A 19,673-nucleotide genomic window follows, 5' to 3' on the forward strand; every position below is an offset into this window, starting at 1 on the left:
CCACTCATCCGTTTTCCCCATCCGGACTTTATCGTTTGGAACGAGAAACCGGGCCGCCCCGCGTTTTGAATAAATCAATATTATCAAGCGCACGTCCAGTTCCTATTGCAACGCAATCAAGCGGATTTTCCGCAACAATAACAGGCATCCCTGTTTCACGGGCCAACAATTTATCGAGGTTGCGCAGCAGCGCGCCTCCCCCGGTCAGTACAATTCCACGATCCATAATATCGGAGGACAGCTCCGGCGGACACTTCTCCAGGGTGACTTTAACCGCTTCAACGATCGAATTCACGGTATCCATAAGCGCTTCCGTGATTTCGCCGGAGGAAATCGGCAATGTTTTGGGCAGTCCGGACACAAGGTCGCGGCCGCGAATTTCTATGGTTTCGGGCTTGTCCATCGGCAGCGCCGAACCGATCTCCATCTTGAGCTGCTCCGCTGTCCGTTCCCCGATCATGAGGTTATACATGCGCTTAATATATTGGATAACTGCTTCATCCATTTCATCGCCGGCAATCCGGATCGAACGGCTTGTTACAATACCTCCAAGGGAAATAACCGCCACTTCGGTTGTGCCGCCGCCAATATCGACGACCATGCTGCCAGTAGGCTCCCATACCGGAAGATCAGCCCCGATAGCCGCTGCGAAAGGTTCTTCAATTGTGAAAGCTTCTTTGGCTCCCGCCTGCTCCGTTGCTTCCTTGACAGCCCGCTGTTCCACTGCTGTAATGCCAGATGGCACGCAAACCATGACATTTGGATGGCGCGGAAAAAAAGAACGCTGCTTCTGAGCCTGGCGAATAAAATATTTAATCATTGTAGCTGTTGTTTCAAAGTCAGCGATAACGCCGTCTTTCATCGGACGGATCGCCCGGATGTTGCCCGGTGTGCGGCCGATCATTTTTTTGGCTTGCTCGCCAACAGCTTCAATTGTTTTTGTATCCGTACGAAGAGCTACAACTGAGGGTTCTCTTACGACAATACCTTTTCCTTTTACATATACAAGCGTATTTGCCGTTCCCAGGTCAATCCCTAAATCCTTTGTACCACCAAACATGATAATCTTCCTTTCTCTTCTTAAGGCAATCCCTCATATTATATTACATACAACCTTGCTCCTTCAAACTGATAAACCGATTGTCACCTATTACCAAATGGTCAAGCACATCGATGCCGACCAGTTCGCCCGCCTCCACCAGCCTGCGTGTCAAAGTAATGTCCTCAGGGCTCGGCGTTGGGTCGCCGCTTGGATGGTTATGTAAACATATTATAGATGCGCTGCTGCACTTAATGGCCGCCCGAAAGACTTCACGCGGGTGCACAAGCGACGCATTCAAGGTTCCAACCGAGAGGGTCTCGCGATGGATGACATGGTTTTTGGTATTCAAAAATAAACAGACGAAGTGCTCCTTTTTCAAATACCGGAGTTCCTCCATCATGAAATTAGCCGCATCGGAGGGTTTGCGAATCGTCAGAGTCTCATTCTGCTGGCTGCGCGCAAGGCGCCTGCCCAGTTCAATGCCTGCACGCAGCTGAACGGCCTTGGCCGGTCCAATACCGCGAATGGCCGTGAGTTCATCAATGCTCATATCAACCAGGCCATACAAACTGCCGCATTCTTTCAGAATACGCGAAGCGAGCAGCACAGCAGATTCACTCTTGGTTCCCGTTCGTAACAAAATAGCCAGTAATTCGGCATGACTTAATGCTTCGGCCCCAACTGTCATCAGGCGTTCTCTTGGTCGGTCTTCGTTAGGGACATCCCTCAGCACATATTGCTGCGCCTCCATGTCCTGTTCCTGCCTTCTTGGATGAATTGAAAAATCATGCTTGAATCAAATGACTTCTACGCCAAAAGCAGACAGCATTTCGGACAGCAGGGATAACGGCAAGCCCACGACATTGAAATAGCAGCCGTCCAACCTGTCTACCAGCGTCGCGCCCAGACCTTGTATGGCATAGCTTCCCGCTTTATCCAGTGGTTCTCCGGTCGCCACATAACGCTTCATCCGGTCCTGATCAAGCGGTTTCATAGCAACCCTGGTCATCCGGTAACGGACAAGCTCCCTCCCTGAGGAAGTCTCCAGGCAGGCGACACCTGTGTAAACATGGTGTTCCCGTCCCTGAAGTCTGGTCAGCATCCTGAGTGCGTCCTGCTCATCGACAGGTTTCCCCAGAACGTCCCCGTCCACTACGACTATCGTATCCGCTCCAATAATAAGAGACCGGTCCGCGTCATGGCCGCCGAGCATGGGAACAGCCGCTCTTGCTTTGCGTAGTGCGAGCTGCTCGACAATACGGGATGGCGACCAATCCGGAGGTGTTTGTTCATCCGCATCGGTCGACAAAATGAGAACCGGCAAGGACAGGTCGAGCGATGCGACCAAATCCCGCCGGCGTGGAGATGATGAAGCCAGCACGAGCTGGCGAACTTGTTTTGTAGGAAGGGATGCATCCATTTGAGTAGCACTCCTATTAATTACTGATGCGTTGTCACATTTTGCGGTACAGCCAGACGGCTGCAACAAGCCCGATGATACTGAGCAGGCTTACCTTTAAGCGGATTGTGAAATCGTAGCTCAGCACAAGTAAATCTGCAGCTGGCGACCACTTAACTTCGGAGGTTTTGGTTAGAAACGATAGTCCAGAGACGGGAGTAAGCCAGCGCGCCACCAAAGTGCCCGCCAGTAAACCGATTAAGATGAATAACAGCAGAATCCATCCATTTTTCTTCATCTTCCATCGTCCCTCGCCATTTTTTGACACGTTTGCTCTATTATACGCTCCAGCGAAACGCTTTACAATCCATCGATAGCAGCAAACCAGGCTTTTTGGGCAAACACCGCTTCCATAAGCGCGTTTTGCATTGACCACAGATGCGCATCAGAAGGCTTCTTTGCATATTCGCCAGCTGCAGCGGACGCCGCGTTCACCTGCTGAATAACCTTAAGCAGCGCCGTTTTTTGCTGTGCATCTGTCACACCCTTCTCTACAAGCGAAGCTGATTTTACCCACTGCTGATGAAGCTCGCTCCAACTGCTCGCCTCACCCGTGGAGGCATCATTAAGCTTTTCTAATGTGCTCTCATCCATTTGACGAATAAGCTCGCCCGTTTGTTTGAAAAAACTTTCAATTTCTGCAGGCTTGCCGGTATAGGGTAGGGAGGAGAGTGCGGGTACATCGATTTGCTTAATGTAAACTTCCATTCCGGTTAACGTTTGGCCAAGCGCAAGCGCCTCGTTTCGATCCGCAGCCATGCCCACATAAACCCGATAGTCTTCACCATCCGCATAAGATGCAGCCGCCAACCCTTTTGCCGTCAGCTCCTGAACTGCCGCATCCAATCCTTCTTGATTGCTGAAAACTCCATATTGCAGCATGTAATAGGAGCTTTCAGGTATATCGACTTTGATATTGGATAATCCAGCCGCTGCCCCGCTCTGATTTCCAGAAGTGCTGCTGCTCCCATTTGAATTAACCGCCGCGACTTGACTGTCCTTATTATCTGTTGCGTTCGCGCCCGCACCAACCTCAAAAGTCGGCACAGCCGCTCCGGCCCCAGGATCCTCCGTCGACGGCGGACCTCCCGCAAAAAGGGCCAATATAAAATAACCGAACAATCCTCCGGTCACAACCGCTCCGGTCACGGATGCAAATACCTTGTACCAGGATGGATTCCGGCCATGGCGGTAATTTGCAGCCGTCTTGAACGAGCTGAGGTTGCCCTGTGAACCTGAAGAATTCCTTTCATGCTCGTCCAGATCCTCAAGATCAATTTCAGGCTGATGCGCTTGAATTGTTTTCGGTCTCCCGTTGAACGGCTCCTCCGCTGCCGGCATATGATACAGACTATCGTGAGCGTCATAAATGGGAGTTGATGCCATATAGGCATCCTCCCAGGACGAAAGCTTCGCTTCTAAAGGTTTCACTGTTTGTGGTGGATCAGCATGAGCGGGCTCGGCAGGTTTTACTGTATTCCTGGAGTCCTGAGGCGTGGCTGAAGGCTGAGATGCTCCCTTGACCGTTTGACGATCGGTCTCGCGAATCAACTGCTCCAACGCATGCGCATCATTTTGGAACGGGCTGTTCCATGTCCCCTTATCGGATGAAAATTGAAGTTCTTCCTGAAAAATCGGCACGACATTGGACTTGTTCGGGCGTTCCTGCAAATCCGGATCCGGCTCCCGCTGCTCACGAGCTCCGTTTTGCTTGTCAAAACGGTACGTAATGCGTGCTTTTGAATTCATATCACTCTCTCCTTGTCCGCATTCTCTAGTACGCTTCCTGTGGTACTTAACAATATCTTTGTGAATCTTGTCCCTATTTTCAGCAATGTCTTTGTGTTCCTTGTCCCTGTTTTCAACAAAGTCTTTGTGTTCCTTGTCCCTCTTCTCAGCAATGTCTTTGTGTTCCTTCTCCCTCTTCTCTAGTAATAGTGTATGAAGAGATTAAGAGACTTATGACAAGTGCCCCTCCCTAAATCCCTCCTGAGGAGGGACCCCAAGGGTCTTCCGACCCTCTGGACACCCGGAATTGACTAACGTGGGCGTTATAGAGAATCGCTAGTATGCCGCTGACTGCTATGATCGTTTTCGTCCCTCTCGGGACACACTTCCATGTAGCGCTCCCGAGTCGCCTGTGGACTTTCGTCCCTGAATAACGAACGCAGCTGCAGAGACGCTCTTACGTTACAGCAAGCAGGGATCGTTTTCGCCCCTCTCCGGGGCACACTTCCATGATGCACTCCCAAGCCGCTGATGGACTTCGTCCCTGATAAGATTTGGTTCATATTGATGAGGAATTTACCTTGGTATAATCGAATTGTAATTATCTCGAATTCTTAAATCGGGGATTAAAATAAGATCGGAAGAATGTAATCGTAAATGGAGGAAATGAGTCTGTGATTCTCAAACGTTATTCCAGTCCCGAAGGGACATCTGGTGCCCCAAGCGCAGTAAAAGTAAGAGTGGGTCCCGTCAGGGACGAAAAACGAGGCTATGTCGTAGCAGCTAGCCCGCTTCGCCGCCCCGCCAACGTTATCCCACCCGGGTGTCCAGAGAGGGCCGGAACCCTTTGGGGTCCCCCTCCGGGGGATTTAGGGGGTCATCTCCACTCCATAGAAATGGAATCCGGGGAACATTTGGGGAGGGGCCTCTCCAAATAAAAATAGCCCTCTGGCAGCATCCGAAATTGAATCGGATGTCCAGAGGGCCAAGAGGCACTTGTCGTCCCACAGAGGACTTAGGGATGCCTTGATCGAAGCAGTCTTGCGAGTCCATCGGCAACCTTCCAAATGTCTCCGGCACCCATAGTAATGACAAGATCACCTGGTGACACTCTTTCGGACAGCTCGGCAAGCACCTCTTCTTTAGTTGGCAGATAGGCGGTATTCGCATTACTGTTTTTGACGATGAGCTCGACCAATTTTTTAGAATGAACACCTTCGATCTGCAATTCGCCGGCAGGAGAGTAGATGTCTGTAATAATGACCTCATCCGCCTCCAGGAAAGCCCTGCTGAATTGCTCGAACAGAAAGAAGGTCCTCGTATAGCGCTGCGGCTGGAATACGGCGATAATTCGCTTTCCAGTTGATTTTGCCGCACTGATGGTCGCCTGGATCTCAGTGGGATGATGGGCGTAATCATCAATGACGAGAATGTCATTAACCTCGCCGAGAACCTGAAATCGGCGTTTGGCTCCGCGAAAATCGACGATAGCCGCGGCTATTGCGTCGAAAGGCACGCCTGCCTCCAGACAAGTAATGATAGTTGCCATCGCGTTGTAGACATTATGCCGCCCCGGAACGGACAGGTTGATACTGCCCAGCTTATTGCCATGCTTTGTCAACTCGAAGGAGGCTTTACGGTCGCCGAGTTCAATATTCGCTGCGGTGTATACGGCGTCGTCTCTTTCGATCGCATATGTGATGATCCCGGATCCGCCAAGCGGACCGGCTTCCAGATTCGGCAGCATATCCAGGAGGTTTTCATCGTCAATGCAAATAATCGCTTTCCCGTCTTCCTTAACCTGGCTTAAGAACTGCACATAAGCGGCCTTCAGCTTGGTGAAATCGCCGTCGTAGTTCTCCAAATGGTCAGGCTCAACGTTGGTCACAATAGCAATAGCAGGATGATATTGCAGGAAGGAGCCGTCGCTCTCATCGGCCTCCGCTACTACAAACTCTCCCTTTCCGGCCTTTGCATTGGTGCCTACATTAATGATCTCTCCCCCGATAATATAGGTGGGATCAAGTCCGCATGTTTCCATAACAAGTGCGATCATCGATGAAGTCGTCGTTTTGCCATGAGCGCCCGCAACTGCGACGCCTTTGCCGTTATTCATCAGTCTCGCCAGCATTTGTGCGCGATGCAGGATCGGAATGTTCAAATCCTCTGCTTCTTTGCGCTCCACATTGTCGCGGGACAAAGCGGTAGAGTATACAACAAGGTCCGCGCCTCTCACATGCTCCCGCTCATGGCCAATATAGATATGCGCTCCATTAGCCGCAAGCTTCTCGGTGAGTTCCTGCCCTGCGACGTCGGAACCTGACACCTTGTACCCCATTTCCAGCATGACCCGAGCGATAGCGCTCATACCATAACCGCCGATACCGATGAAATGAACGTGTTCTGCCGTATTCAAAGACGGTTCACCAACCTTTTTCAGAATCCATATTGTAGAGCAATTGAGAGCGGACGTCTGCAATCAAATAGAGCGTTCCGGTTACAACCGCCAAATCGGCTTCACCGGTCAACTTCTGAAGCCGCGCGAGCGCCTGCTTCCAATTCGGTTCCACGATGAGCTCGAAAGGACGGCCGATTTTCTCCCTCATCTCCCGAACGATATCTGCCAATGCTTCGGCCGACATCGCCTTGCGAAAATCAGGCTCAGTTACCACGAGCGTATCCACTAGAGGTAGTATATGCCGTATTGTGTCAGGATGATTCTTGTTCGCCAGCATCCCGATCATAAGATGAAGTCGGTTATACGTATACGTATTGCGGAGTGCGTCCGCGAGTGTTTCTGCGCCCTCGGGATTGTGCGCGCCGTCAACCAGCAGTCGGGGAGATTGGAGCACCATCTCCAGCCGTCCGGGCCAGGCTGCCTTGCGCAATCCCTGCCGGAGATCTTCATCATCCATGACAAGCGCATAGTATTGACGCATAACCTCCAGCGCCATGACAGCTACCGCAGCGTTGGCGCGCTGATGCGCACCATTCAGCGTAATCGTCAAATCGTCAATGGAGCGGAACAACCCGTTGAAACGAAAATTCTGCTCGTCTTCCTTCACATTGAGTGTGGTTTCACTGAATTTCTCACCGAGCAGATACAAGGTGCTGTTTGCAGCCTTGGCCTTGGAAGCGATGATTTCGATGACCTCCGGCTGACTGACGGCGCTTATTACTGGAACTCCGGGCTTGATAATCCCTGCTTTCTCCCGGGCGACCTCTTCAATGGTATCACCCAGAATATCCATATGATCATGTCCCACATTTGTGATGATGGAGACGATGGGATTGACAATATTCGTTACATCAAGCCTTCCCCCAAGCCCCGTCTCCCAAACTACAAAATCCGGATATGCTACTGTCGCATAATACAGTATAGCCAATGCCGTTGAAACCTCGAACATCGAGGGCGATCCAAGCTCCGATTCCGCAATCTCCTCGACATGCGGCTTAAGCCTGTTGGACAGCATAAGCAGCGTTTCCTCCGGGATATCGACACCGTTATATTGAAACCGGTTGGTGAATTTGGTGATGAAAGGAGACGTGTAGGTCCCCACATCATAACCGGATTGAATCAGCACGCTGGTAAGGTAAGCACAGACGGAGCCCTTGCCGTTTGTACCGGCAACATGAATAAACTTCAAGCGGCGCTCCGGATGGCCGAAGCGTTCCATCAACAGCTCGATGCGATCCATTCCCGGCCGAATGCCGAACGCAACTAATCCTTCTATCCAATCCCGTGCTTCCTGATAAGTTGCAAGCCCGCCGTCAGCGGACTTAAGAAGCTGATCTGTCATAAAAGTTCTTCCTTCTTCCTCATTAACCTAAGCAATTGCTCGCAGGCTGCTATAGCGGCGTTAACGATCGTTATCCGCGCAGCTCCGCGAGTCTTGCTTTCACTTTTTCCCGTTTATCCGCATAATCGGCCATTTTGGCCCGTTCTTCATCAATGACCTTGGCAGGCGCTTTGGCTACGAAGCCTTCATTGCCCAGTTTCTTCTCGACCCTTTCAACTTCGCCGGTCAAATTCTGAATTTCCTTCTCCAAACGTACAATCTCCTGGTCGATATCAATCAGCCCGGCCAGTGGCAAATACAGCTCCGCCCCGGTAATAACCGCCGTCATTGCTTTATCCGGCGCCTCCTGGGAAAGACTGATTTCAAGCAAGGATGTCCCGCAGAAACGGCTGACGAATTCTTCGTTGCGGCTGAGAATGCCCGCTTCCGCTTCACCGGATGGCTTGATGAGCAGCTCGACTTTCTTGCTCATTGGCACATTGACCTCTGCGCGAATATTGCGGACCGATCGGATAATCTCCATCAGAAGCTCCATCTCGCGAACGGCATCAGGCGCTTCCAGCGCAGAATCATATGCCGGCCAGGCAGCCAGCGTGATCGTCTCGCCGTCATGGGGCAGATGCTGCCATATTTCTTCACTTATGAAAGGCATGAACGGGTGAATCAGCCGCTGCGTCCGGTCAAGCACATATGCAAGAACGGACTGCGTGGCCCGCTTCGCTTCCGGATCGCTGCCGTACAGGTTCAGCTTCGCAAACTCAATGTACCAATCGCATAAGTCGTCCCAGATGAAATTCGTCAGCAATCTGCCGGTTTCACCGAACTCATAGCTATCTATAAGTCGTGTAACATCGCGTGAGGTTTCATTTAACCGGTGCAGAATCCAGCGCTCTGCTGTTCCGAGCTTCCCGCTGATATCGATATCTGAAGCCGTTACCCCTTCCAGATTCATCAGCGCAAAACGGGATGCGTTCCAGATCTTGTTCGCGAAATTACGCGCCTGTTCCACTCTCTCCCAGCGAAAACGCAAATCCTGGCCAGGCGTACTGCTCGTCGAGATCATGAAGCGCATCGCGTCAGCACCATATTTCTCGATCACTTCAAGCGGATCGACGCCGTTGCCCTTGGATTTGGACATCTTGCTGCCATTCTCATCGCGAACAAGCCCATGCATCAGAACATCCTTGAACGGTTTCTGGTCCGTGAATTCCAGGGCGGTAAAGATCATGCGGGCGACCCAGAAATAAATAATATCATAACCGGTTACCAGTACGTCGGTTGGATAGAAACGCTTCAGATCCTCCGTCTGCTCCGGCCAGCCAAGCGTCGAGAACGGCCATAATGCCGAGCTGAACCAGGTGTCCAGCACATCCTCATCCTGCCGCAGCGAGGAGCCACCGCATTTGTCGCAAACTTTAATATCTTCTCTTGCTACAAGCAGTTCTCCGCAATCATCACAATACCAAGCCGGTATGCGGTGCCCCCACCACAATTGGCGGGAAATGCACCAGTCACGGACATTTTCGATCCACTGCAGATAAATTTTCTCAAACCGGTCAGGAACAAAACGGACACCGCTGCCCGCACGCTGAGCCTCAATCGCCGCCTGTGCAAGGGGTTTCATCGATACGAACCATTGCGTGGACAAATAAGGCTCGATAACGGCGCCGCTGCGCTCGCTGTGTCCTACCTGATGGACATGATCCTCAATTTTAATGCAGACGCCCTGAGCCTGAAGATCAGCCACAATGCGCTTGCGGCATTCCGAACGGTCCATTCCCTTGTAGGGGCCTGCCTCATCGTTCATCACGCCGCTCTCATCCATGACAACAATTTGCGGGAGCTGGTGGCGCCGGCCGACCTCAAAGTCATTCGGATCATGGGCAGGCGTTATTTTAACCGCGCCGGAACCAAAATCCTTCTCTACATAATCATCAGCGATAATCGGGATTTCCCTGCCGATAATCGGCAGAACGATCACCTGCCCGATCAAATGCTTGTAGCGGGCATCCTCGGGATGAACAGCAACAGCGGTATCGCCAAGCATCGTCTCCGGCCGGGTTGTAGCAACGGTCAGGAAGCCGCCCTTATCCTTCAGCGGATATTGCAAATGGTAGAGATGCCCGTTCACTTCTTTATATTCAACCTCAATATCCGAAAGCGCTGTGCGCGCGGCGGGATCCCAGTTGATGATCTTTTTGCCGCGGTAGATCAGCTTCTTCTCATACAGTCTTACGAATACCTCGCGCACAGCTCGTGAAAGTCCCTCATCAAGCGTAAAGCGTTCGCGCGAATAATCCAGCGAAAAGCCCATTTTGCCCCACTGCTCATGAATGGTCTGTGCGTATAATTCCTTCCACTCCCAGACCTTCTCCAGAAACTTCTCGCGCCCGAGATCGTATCGGGACACACCCTCCTCGCGCAGCTTCTGCTCCACTTTGGTTTGTGTCGCAATCCCGGCATGGTCGCTGCCCGGCAGCCAGAGCGCGTCAAAGCCCTGCATCCGTTTCGTACGGATCATAATGTCCTGGAGTGTAAAATCCAGTGCATGCCCGATATGCAGCATCCCCGTTACATTGGGCGGCGGGATAACAATGGTATACGTCGGAGCATCAGGACGCTTGCCGGCTTCAAAATATTTTCCCTGCATCCAATATTCGTACCATTTGGCTTCCGAGGCCTTCGGATCATACGTCGTCGGCATCTCTGTCGTCATTTGTTTTTCAGACATGGCTACTTACCTCCATTATGTTTGCAAACCGGAACTTGAGTAACGGCCTGAAGGCCGCTGCTCCGGTTGTGAATATGAACATGGTTAAACATTGTAAATGGAAATGAAAGGAGCAATTATTTTCCAAATAAAAATAAACCTTCCGCCCCTTTATTGCAAAGGACGAAAGGTTATGCTTCCGCGGTACCACCTTTGTTTCGACCAGCGGTTTCCCCCTGATGCGACACCTCGAACAGATAACGGCTGCGACCGGCTGGAACTAACGGACGAATCCGCTCATCCAAGCAACTCAGGGGCGACCAGTTGCAGCAAACATCCTGCAGAACCTCACAGCCATCCGGTTCCGCTCTCTGAAGGCATTGATGCCACTCTTCCCCTTCAATGTTATTATTACTTAAAAGTATTGCCTTATTTTTTCTATCATACACGTTATGATTTGCACTCGTCAATCCTAAAGCGGGATACAGGCGGCCCAATATGCCGTTCACAGCAAAAAATCCCTCTGGAGCGGATTGCCGCTGCAAAGGGATTCATGGTTTGAAGCTATGGAATATATAAAACCTGGCCTTCATTGATGCTGTGGTCGGACAAACGGTTATAGAGAGCGATTTCGCGGGGCTGCATTTGATAGCGGCTCGCTATCGTCTCGAGAGTTTCTTCGCGCTGTACGATACACATGCGCAATCTGCGGAACGATTGATCGTCCGCGCTTCTTCCGAAGAACAGATTCTTCCATTCGATCTCATCGCCGTTTGGCTGACTTGCCGCTTCCGCCGCCTTTTGCGCATCCTGCTTCGCAACCGCTCTTGCTTCCTGCTCCCTCAGGCTGGACTGCAAAAGAGAACGAAAACCGACATTGCTTGCTGGCTGTCCGGACACTTCATCAGAAGGCTTGATCCCCAAAGCAACGCGCATTTCCTTGGGAGCAGGCTCAGGTTCTGCCGCGACGGGATCAATCTGGATTGGCTGAGCGCCCAATGGGCTGTCCGCTGCAATAACAGACGGGTCAGGAGGCTGCTCTTCGGCTGCCGGGTGGAATGTTGAAAACTGCTGGTCGGTACGCTGTGATTCCCGATTAGAACCCTCAGGCTCTTCCGCTTCCAGCTCGGAGAGATTAAGTATTTCCTCTTCCTCTTCAAGCTGCTGCTGTCTGAGCGCCTCTAGCCTGTAGGCTTCCCATTCGGCAGCTTCGCGGCGGGCGTCTTCCCGCTCTTCTTCAAGAGCCCTCTCCCGTTCTTCCTCCTCCAGCTGGGCAGCGCGCAGTGCAGCCGCTTCCCGCTCGGCATCCGCTTGACGCAGCTTCTGGAAGGCTAATGCATCCCGCTGCTCGGCTTCCAGTCGGCGCTGTTCCCTGCCGGCTTCCTCTGTTTCACGCTGAAGCTGTTCCCGCAGAGCCGCTTCGCGGTTCGCGGCCTCCCGCTCGGCGATCTCGCGGTTTGCCGGTTCCCTGAATCCTTGCGTAACAGGAGCTGCCCAGCCGTCGAAGCCAGCTGGCGGCTCCTGTACCCGCGGTGGCGAAGGCTGTGATGCGGGAGCTGCCCAGCCGTCGAAACCCGCTGGCGGCTCCTGCGCTCCCGGTGGCGAAGACTGTGATACGGGAGCGCCCCAGCCGTCGAAACCAGCTGGCGGCTCCTGCACTCGCGGTGGTGAAGGCTGTGATACGGGAGCGCCCCATGAAGGCAGCTGTTCTTCATCTTCCCTTTTATGAACGACGGTAAAAGGTTCCTCACGCCATTCTTCCTGCTCCTGCTTCTGCTCGATTTCAATGCCAAGCAGGGACAATACGCCTGTTACATTGAGCGTTCTGGCGGATAGCAGATCGACATCGAAGTTATCAATTTCCACCGCGATGTCATCGAGTCTGTTAATGCGGTTCATAGGAAGCGTGATTTCCACTGGAATCATATGCTCCAGCGCTTGATCTCCCTCAAGCCCGTCAGGCGCCCGATATACTCCTGACAGCAGCAGATGCCCCTTTAGCAGCACTTGTTCACCCTGCTGAACAATCTGGATACGGGGAACAAGCTCGATCTCTTCGAGCTCGTCTATTGCAGCCACATCATCCGGCAAATGAACACGTTCGTAAACGTCAAAGCGTAAACCGCTCGATGGATTGGACACGCTAGTCGTCCTCCTTTCCCCTCTCATAGCTTGGTTATAGCTATCTTCCCTATTTATCTATATGGCGAGGGGTAGGCGGGCATGACTACATTTTCAATGGAGTACCCAATTGATTGACGACATTCCGGAACCAAGGGGGCTCCGGTGAGCGAACGGTGATTGTGCGATGGGAAAAAGGATGCTGAAATACCAGTTCCTCGCCCCGCAGCGCCTGATGGGGAAGAAGCCGGCTGCTGCCGCCATACAGAACATCGCCGATAAGCGGGTGACCGATATGGCTCAGATGGACACGGATTTGATGCGTACGTCCTGTTTCCAGCATCAGGCGGACCCAGGTGGCCTCCTTGAAGGTCTCCAGTACCTCATAATGCGTGACAGCCTCATCGCCTGCGGGCGAAACGCGCCTGCGGGCCTTATGATGGCGGTCCTTCCCGATTGGTGCAGCTATTGTACCGCGTTGATTGCCCATGCGGCCCTGGACAAGCGCAGCATACTGGCGTCCGATCTGTTTAATCCGCATGGACTCGTCCAGACGCAGCTGGGCGAGGTCATTTTTAGCATACAGCACAGGTCCCGATGTATCATCATCCAGACGATGGATATGCTTGACCGGCATGGGGTCGCCTGCTCTTAGACAATGACAGGCAGCAGCCTCGTCCAGCGTGCCGCGCTGACCGGGAGCCGAAGCATGGACAGGCATTCCGGCTGGTTTGTCCATTACAAGACACCAGTCATCCTCAAACAGGACAGCGGCTTCCCCATGAGACTTCTCGGTGAGCTGTTTTTGGGCCAGGCGGTAAAGTGGATCGGCTTCAATATTTGCCGGTACAAAGGCATGCAATCGGACAACATCGCCTTCCAGCTGAATGCCGCCAACCGAGAACAGCCGGTTCACCCATTTGTCCGGAAAGAAAGCAAGAGCCAGCAGCCACTGCCGCACAGCATGCGGATGGCTCCCGGCCTTCAATACAGGAATATTCAATTGCTTTTCTTCAGACCATTCAGCCAGAACGGGAACCGGCAGCTCCAGCCACTCTCCGCTGCGTCTGATGCTCCTGCCTTGCGTCCATTCATCCATTGGCCCCATCGCTCTTATAAACGCCGCAGCGCTTCATCATGAGCATCAACCGTGGCATCAATGGCATTCTCATCATGGACGGCAGAAACAAACATGCCTTCGAACTGGGAAGGCGCAACGCTGACTCCCAAATCCAGCATCGCTCCAAAATAAGCCTTAAACCGTTCCGAATCAGCGGTTTTAGCCGTGTCATAGTCGATGATGTGCTTGTCGGTGAAAAATGGGCACAACATGGATCCAACACGGTTAATCGTACAAGCGATTCCATGTTTGAGCGCATTGGATTCAAAACCATCCTGCAATCTGACCGACATCCGTTCCATATGCTCATATCTCTCCGGCGTGAGCAGGCTAAGCGTCGTATATCCCGCCGCCATCGCGAGCGGGTTGCCCGACAATGTGCCGGCTTGATAGATTGGGCCGCTCGGGGCCATCAGCTCCATCAACTCGCGTCTGCCGCCATATGCGCCAACCGGAAGCCCGCCGCCGATCACTTTTCCCAGGCAGGTCAAATCCGGACTGATGCCGTACAAGCCCTGCGCGCAATGATAGTGGACGCGGAATCCGGTCATGACCTCATCAAAAATAAGCAGGCTTCCATACTGCTCCGTCACCTCGCGCAGCCCTTCAAGGAAACCCGGCAGAGGAGGAACCACCCCCATATTGCCGGCGACCGGTTCAACAATGATGCAGGCAATTTGCTCGCCAAACTTCTCGAAAGCGAGCCTTACCGAATCCAGATCATTATAGGGTACTGTAATGGTTTGGGAAGCCACGCTTTCCGGCACGCCAGGACTGTCAGGCAGACCCAGCGTGGCGACACCGGAGCCTGCTTTGATCAGAAGGCTGTCGGCGTGCCCATGATAAGAGCCTTCGAATTTTAAAATTTTGCTCCGCTTCGTGTAGCCTCTTGCCAGACGCAGGGCGCTCATGGTCGCCTCTGTGCCGGAATTCACCATACGCACCACTTCAACTGATGGAACGCGCTCGCATACCAGCTCCGCCATTCTGGTTTCCAGCTCGGTTGGCGCACCGAAGCTGGTCCCCTTCTCAGCCGTCCGCTTGATGGCCTCAATGACTTCCGGATGGGCGTGACCCATGATCAGCGGCCCCCAGGAGCCTACATAGTCGATATAGCTGTTCCCGTCAATATCGTAGACGCGATAGCCTTCACCGCGTTCCATATAGACCGGGGTAAGCCCAACGGACCGAAAAGCCCTGACCGGCGAATTTACACCTCCGGGAATGACAACCTTCGCTTGTTCAAAAGCCGCCTTGGAACGCTCATCCCGGCGAAACCGATTATTTTCGCTCAAATTCGACACACCACCTGTTATTTGTTCGCAATCCTATCATTTTCACGATAGAGTAAGATTGCGTCTATTCCTTAAGCCAGCGCGCGGCATCCAGGGCATGATAGGTAATGATCAGATCCGCTCCGGCCCGCTTCATACCGGTTAATGTCTCAAGCACAATCGCCTTCTCGTCGATCCAGCCGTTGAGGGCTGCGGCCTTCACCATGGAATATTCCGCACTTACATTATAAGCCACAACCGGCAAATCAAAATGATCCTTCAGCTGGCGGAGAATATCCAGATAGGCAAGCGCAGGCTTCACCATCAGCATATCCGCACCTTCAATAACATCGGATTCCGCTTCACGCAGCGCCTCGCGCCCATTGGCCGGATCCATCTGATAGGTCTTGCGGTCCCCGAACTGCGGAGTCGAATGAGCCGCTTCACGAAAAGGCCCGTAATAGGCCGACGCATATTTTACAGAGTAGGACATGATGGGAATCATTTCGAAACCGGCTTCGTCCAGCCCGTCCCGAATGGCACTCACAAATCCGTCCATCATATTGGATGGAGCGATGATATCGGCTCCGGCTTGAGCCTGGGAAACAGCCGTTTTCACCAAAAGCTCGAGCGAAGCATCATTATCCACTTCAGCTGCGCCAGTCGACTGATTATGCAAGATGCAACCGCAGTGACCGTGATCTGTAAATTGACACAGGCAGGTATCTGCCACAACGACCAGTTGAGGTGCCCGGGATTTGACGCTGCGTATGGCCTGCTGGACAATTCCATCCGGCTCATAGGCGGATGAGCCGACAGCGTCCTTATGTTCGGGAACGCCAAACAGGAGAATGGACTGTACGCCGGAAGCTACAACGGCATCGATTTCCAGTTGAAGCTGATCCAATGATAAATGGTAGACACCCGGCATGGAAGGAATTTCCTCTTTAATATTTTGACCGTACGTAACAAAAATCGGATAAATAAAATCATTCACCGTCAGCTGCGTCTCGCGGACCATATTGCGCAGTCCCGCAGAACGGCGCAAACGGCGATGTCTCGTAATCGGAAAAGTCATAATAATACCTCCTTAGGCGTTTATGGCAAAGTTCTTCATTTCATGGTTTGGCGAGCCGCCAACAAGACTCGGTTTCCCGGCTTCAAGCTTACTCCCCAGGAATCCGTTTGGCTAAGCGCGATGCCGCGATAGCCTCGATAAGACCGTCAATTGTCGCATCCTCCGGCTGAATGGTCACGACCAGTCCCGATTCCGCTGCTGTCTTGGCCGTAAGCGGTCCGATGCAGGCAATATCCGCACTCTGAAGCAGATCTACCGGATTGTCCACTCCCATGCGCTGCATAACCGTTATTAAATTGGTTACCGTTGATGAGCTGGCAAAAGTAATGACATCCACCTTGCGTTTGATCAGCAGCTGCAAAACATCTTCATCCTGGTCATCTTCAATTACAGTTTCGTAGACATCAATTTCCACAGTTACGAGCCCGCGCAAGGCAAGCTCCCGCGGAAGCACTTCCCTGGCCAGATCGCCGCGCGGCAGAAGCACCCGCTGACCTGGCAGCAAGCTCTCATGCAAGCTGTCCAGCAAGCCCTCTGCCTGAAATTTTACAGGAAGCGACTCTACGATCAGACCGCGTTTCTCCAAAGCTTCTGCTGTTTTGGGCCCGACAGCGGCAATTCGGGCCTGATGGAATTGCCGGATATCTATACCCAAACTTTTCAGCCAGCCAAAAAAATACTCGACCCCGTTCACGCTTGTGAACATCAGCCAGTCGTATTGCTCTTCGGCAAGCAGCGCCGATTCTACCTCCCGCACCGCGGCAGCAGAACTCTGCTCACGCGTCTGAATGACCGGAAATTCGCAAGGCTCCCCGCCCAATTCCTCAATACGGTCCGCCAGTTCGCTGCTTTGCGCTCTCGCTCTTGTCACCAGCACCCTTGTTCCAAACAAGGGCTTGCGTTCATACCACTGAAGCTTGTCACGCTGCCGGACAACATCACCTACGACAATAACAGCAGGAGGCTTGAAATCAGCTGCTCTCACAGTTGCTTCTATCGCTTCCAAAGTTCCGGTGATGGTCTGCTGTTCCACCCGGGTGCCCCATCGGATCAGCGCCACAGGAGTCTCAGGAGGCTTGCCGTGCTTCATGAGCTGGTCGGCAATATAGCCGATCTTGGCAACGCCCATAAGAAAAATAAGTGTGCCTGTCGCATTCGTCACTTTATCCCAGTGAATCGACTGGTCAAGCTTATCAGGGCTTTCATGCCCCGTTATAATAGATAAGGATGAAGCCAGATCCCGGTGTGTAACAGGGATTCCTGCATAGGCAGGTACGGCAATCGCCGATGTAATGCCGGGAATGATTTCGAACTCAACGCCATTTTGCTGCAGCAGCTCCGCTTCTTCCCCGACACGACCGAAGATCGTGGGGTCTCCGCCTTTGAGTCTGGTGACAATCTTCCCTTCAAGCGCCAGATCAACAAGAAGCTGATTGATATCCTCCTGCTTCATCGTATGACGGTCGGGAAGCTTTCCCACATAAACTTTCTTTGTGCCTGCCTTAAGATATTTCAGCAAACGGGGGCTGGCTAACCGGTCGTACACCACGACATCACATGCCTGCAAACATTCCATGCCCCGGATTGTAATCAGCTTCGGATCTCCGGGACCTGCTCCTACGAGAAAAACCTTCCCTGTCGCCTTCTCCATGCCGTTCATCCCCCATATTCGGCCAAAATACGGTCTGCACCTCTCTCTATGAGCGCATCCGCGACTTCCTTGCCCAGCTTCTCGGGATCACTCCCATGAATGGTTTCTTTCAGCAGTATCGCGCCATCCGGTGAACCGACAATACCTGTAAGCGCGAGAACAGGAGTCTGCTCGGCTTCCTGCTGATCGATAATCGTCGCATAGGCTCCGATCGGAATTTGACAGCCCCCATTCAGCGCGCCAAGAAAGCTGCGCTCTGCACGTACGGGTAATGACGTCATAGGGTCATTAAATAAATCGAGCAGATCACGAACTTCCTTGTCATCCTCGCGGCACTCAATGCCAAGCGCCCCCTGACCCACTGCGGGAACAGACAGCTCTAACGGCACGTAAGAGGATACCCTGTCCTCCCAGCCCATTCTCTTGATCCCCGCAGCCGCCAGAACGATGGCATCGAAGCCTTCTGTCTCGAGCTTGCGGATTCGTGAATCAATATTGCCTCTGATTGATTCAATTTGCAGATCGGGACGGGCGTACTTAAGCTGGCAGGAGCGTCTTAAACTGCTGGTGCCGACCTTTGCTCCCTGAGGAAGCTGCTCCAGCGAGAAATTGTTTTTGCTGATCAGACAATCCCTTGGATCGACCCGCTTGGGCGTGGCGCCATTGATAAGCCCCTCAGGCAGCTCGAAGGGCATATCCTTCATGCTGTGAACGGCAATATCAATCTCCCCGTCGAACAAGGCTTGTTCAATTTCTTTCACAAACAAACCTTTTCCACCCACCTTGGACAGCGTGACATCCAGAATGCGGTCGCCTTTCGTAATAATTTTGCGCACCTCAAAAGAATAATCCAATTGATGCAGAGCGCATAATGATTGCAGCTGATCGATTACCTGGCCCGTTTGGGTCAAAGCCAGCGCGCTTTGCCGTGTTCCGACCACAATAGTCCGCTTTCCGTCAATGATATATGTCATTCCTCATGCCCCTTCTCCACTATATCCTGAAGCCGTTTCAACCAGCCGCCGATCTCTTCCTCAACAGAACCAGAGCGTTCAGCCGCAGGCGATTCTCCTCTCGAATACGCAAGTATCTCCTGAGCCGCAAGCTTTAAAATGGCATGCCTTCGTTTCTCATCAGACTCCTTCTCAAGAGCTTGTTTACGCAAAAGGCCCAGCTTCGGAAGTGCAGTTCCCAGCTCTTTCCCATAGTTCATTTCCAGCTCCCGCTTGATGCGGGCTATCAGGGAGGGGCTCGCCCCTCCGCTCGTCACAGCCAACAGCAGATCGCCTCTGCGGACGACCGCAGGAGTAATAAATGCCCCTTCTTCGGCTTTGTCCGCCACATTGCACAATACCCCGCTGCCCGCTGCAGACAAGGAGATGGAATGATTGACAGCCCGATTGCCGGTAGCTGCGAATACAAGAAAAGCATCGGCTAAATCCTCTTCCTTGTATTCCCTCCGCTTATGCCGGATAGACCTCAACTCTGCCAATCGTTGAAGCTCCTCAGTAAGCAGGGGGCTCACGACCACAAGCCTGTCCGCTCCGGCTTCCAGCAGTCCCAGCACCTTGCGCTCCGCGACAGCTCCCCCTCCGATTACAACGCAGAGCTTCTCTTTGAGATTCACCATCATTGGATAAAAATCAGCCAAAATTGTTCAACCTACTTTCCTTAGCGTATACGGCTTAAG

At 52.7% G+C, this 19,673-nt stretch carries 15 protein-coding genes; all 15 read right to left on the reverse strand.

What is annotated here, in order from left to right:
• Positions 1-28: 28 nt before the first annotated feature.
• The 15 genes from AC0YOA_RS31000 to AC0YOA_RS31070 all read right to left on the reverse strand — a co-directional run bounded on the left by AC0YOA_RS31000 (position 29) and on the right by AC0YOA_RS31070 (position 19,634).
• The gene (locus AC0YOA_RS31000) at positions 29-1,060 is read right to left on the reverse strand and encodes a rod shape-determining protein (protein ID WP_210045649.1); all 1,032 of its coding nucleotides are present in this window, start codon (positions 1,058-1,060) and stop codon (positions 29-31) included.
• 43 nt (positions 1,061-1,103) lie between these two features.
• Positions 1,104-1,793, reverse strand: coding sequence for a RadC family protein (gene radC, locus AC0YOA_RS31005; RefSeq protein ID WP_210045648.1), 690 nt, complete (start codon positions 1,791-1,793; stop codon positions 1,104-1,106).
• Positions 1,794-1,838: 45 nt separating this feature from the next.
• Entirely contained in the window at positions 1,839-2,462 is a 624-nt protein-coding gene (locus tag AC0YOA_RS31010; protein WP_210045647.1) for a Maf family protein, read from the reverse strand.
• A 34-nt stretch (positions 2,463-2,496) separates the two neighbouring features.
• Positions 2,497-2,739, reverse strand: a complete 243-nt coding sequence (locus tag AC0YOA_RS31015; protein WP_210045646.1) for a DUF4321 domain-containing protein — start codon at positions 2,737-2,739, stop codon at positions 2,497-2,499.
• 62 nt (positions 2,740-2,801) lie between these two features.
• Positions 2,802-4,250, reverse strand: a complete 1,449-nt coding sequence (locus AC0YOA_RS31020; RefSeq protein WP_475789907.1) for an SPOR domain-containing protein — start codon at positions 4,248-4,250, stop codon at positions 2,802-2,804.
• Between the two features lie 994 nt (positions 4,251-5,244).
• Positions 5,245-6,645 carry a UDP-N-acetylmuramate--L-alanine ligase gene (murC, locus tag AC0YOA_RS31025; protein ID WP_475765217.1) on the reverse strand — a complete coding sequence of 467 codons (1,401 nt, stop codon included), beginning with the start codon at positions 6,643-6,645 and terminating at the stop codon, positions 5,245-5,247.
• Positions 6,646-6,652: 7 nt separating this feature from the next.
• Positions 6,653-8,029 (reverse strand): bifunctional folylpolyglutamate synthase/dihydrofolate synthase, encoded by a 1,377-nt coding sequence (locus tag AC0YOA_RS31030; RefSeq protein WP_475789908.1) that lies wholly within the window; start codon positions 8,027-8,029, stop codon positions 6,653-6,655.
• Between the two features lie 70 nt (positions 8,030-8,099).
• Positions 8,100-10,760: a valine--tRNA ligase gene (locus tag AC0YOA_RS31035; RefSeq protein ID WP_475789909.1), complete on the reverse strand. Its 2,661-nt coding sequence runs from the start codon at positions 10,758-10,760 to the stop codon at positions 8,100-8,102.
• Positions 10,761-11,303: 543 nt separating this feature from the next.
• A complete protein-coding gene (locus AC0YOA_RS31040; protein ID WP_475789910.1) occupies positions 11,304-12,881 on the reverse strand; it encodes a LysM peptidoglycan-binding domain-containing protein in 1,578 nt (525 codons plus the stop codon).
• Between the two features lie 85 nt (positions 12,882-12,966).
• Positions 12,967-13,959 (reverse strand): RluA family pseudouridine synthase, encoded by a 993-nt coding sequence (locus AC0YOA_RS31045; RefSeq protein WP_475789911.1) that lies wholly within the window; start codon positions 13,957-13,959, stop codon positions 12,967-12,969.
• Positions 13,960-13,973: 14 nt separating this feature from the next.
• Positions 13,974-15,275 (reverse strand): glutamate-1-semialdehyde 2,1-aminomutase, encoded by a 1,302-nt coding sequence (hemL, locus tag AC0YOA_RS31050; RefSeq protein ID WP_475789912.1) that lies wholly within the window; start codon positions 15,273-15,275, stop codon positions 13,974-13,976.
• A 64-nt stretch (positions 15,276-15,339) separates the two neighbouring features.
• The gene (hemB, locus tag AC0YOA_RS31055) at positions 15,340-16,332 is read right to left on the reverse strand and encodes a porphobilinogen synthase (protein WP_475765204.1); all 993 of its coding nucleotides are present in this window, start codon (positions 16,330-16,332) and stop codon (positions 15,340-15,342) included.
• A gap of 88 nt (positions 16,333-16,420) precedes the next feature.
• On the reverse strand, positions 16,421-17,983 hold the full coding sequence (gene cobA, locus AC0YOA_RS31060) for a uroporphyrinogen-III C-methyltransferase (protein WP_475789913.1): 1,563 nt from the start codon (positions 17,981-17,983) through the stop codon (positions 16,421-16,423).
• 5 nt (positions 17,984-17,988) lie between these two features.
• Positions 17,989-18,957 carry a hydroxymethylbilane synthase gene (hemC, locus tag AC0YOA_RS31065; protein ID WP_475789914.1) on the reverse strand — a complete coding sequence of 323 codons (969 nt, stop codon included), beginning with the start codon at positions 18,955-18,957 and terminating at the stop codon, positions 17,989-17,991.
• Positions 18,954-19,634, reverse strand: coding sequence for a precorrin-2 dehydrogenase/sirohydrochlorin ferrochelatase family protein (locus AC0YOA_RS31070; RefSeq protein WP_475789915.1), 681 nt, complete (start codon positions 19,632-19,634; stop codon positions 18,954-18,956). The genes hemC and AC0YOA_RS31070 overlap by 4 nt, the downstream gene beginning before the upstream one ends.
• Between the last annotated feature and the right edge of the window lie 39 nt (positions 19,635-19,673).

Source organism: Paenibacillus sp. JT22N12 (assembly GCF_056269365.1).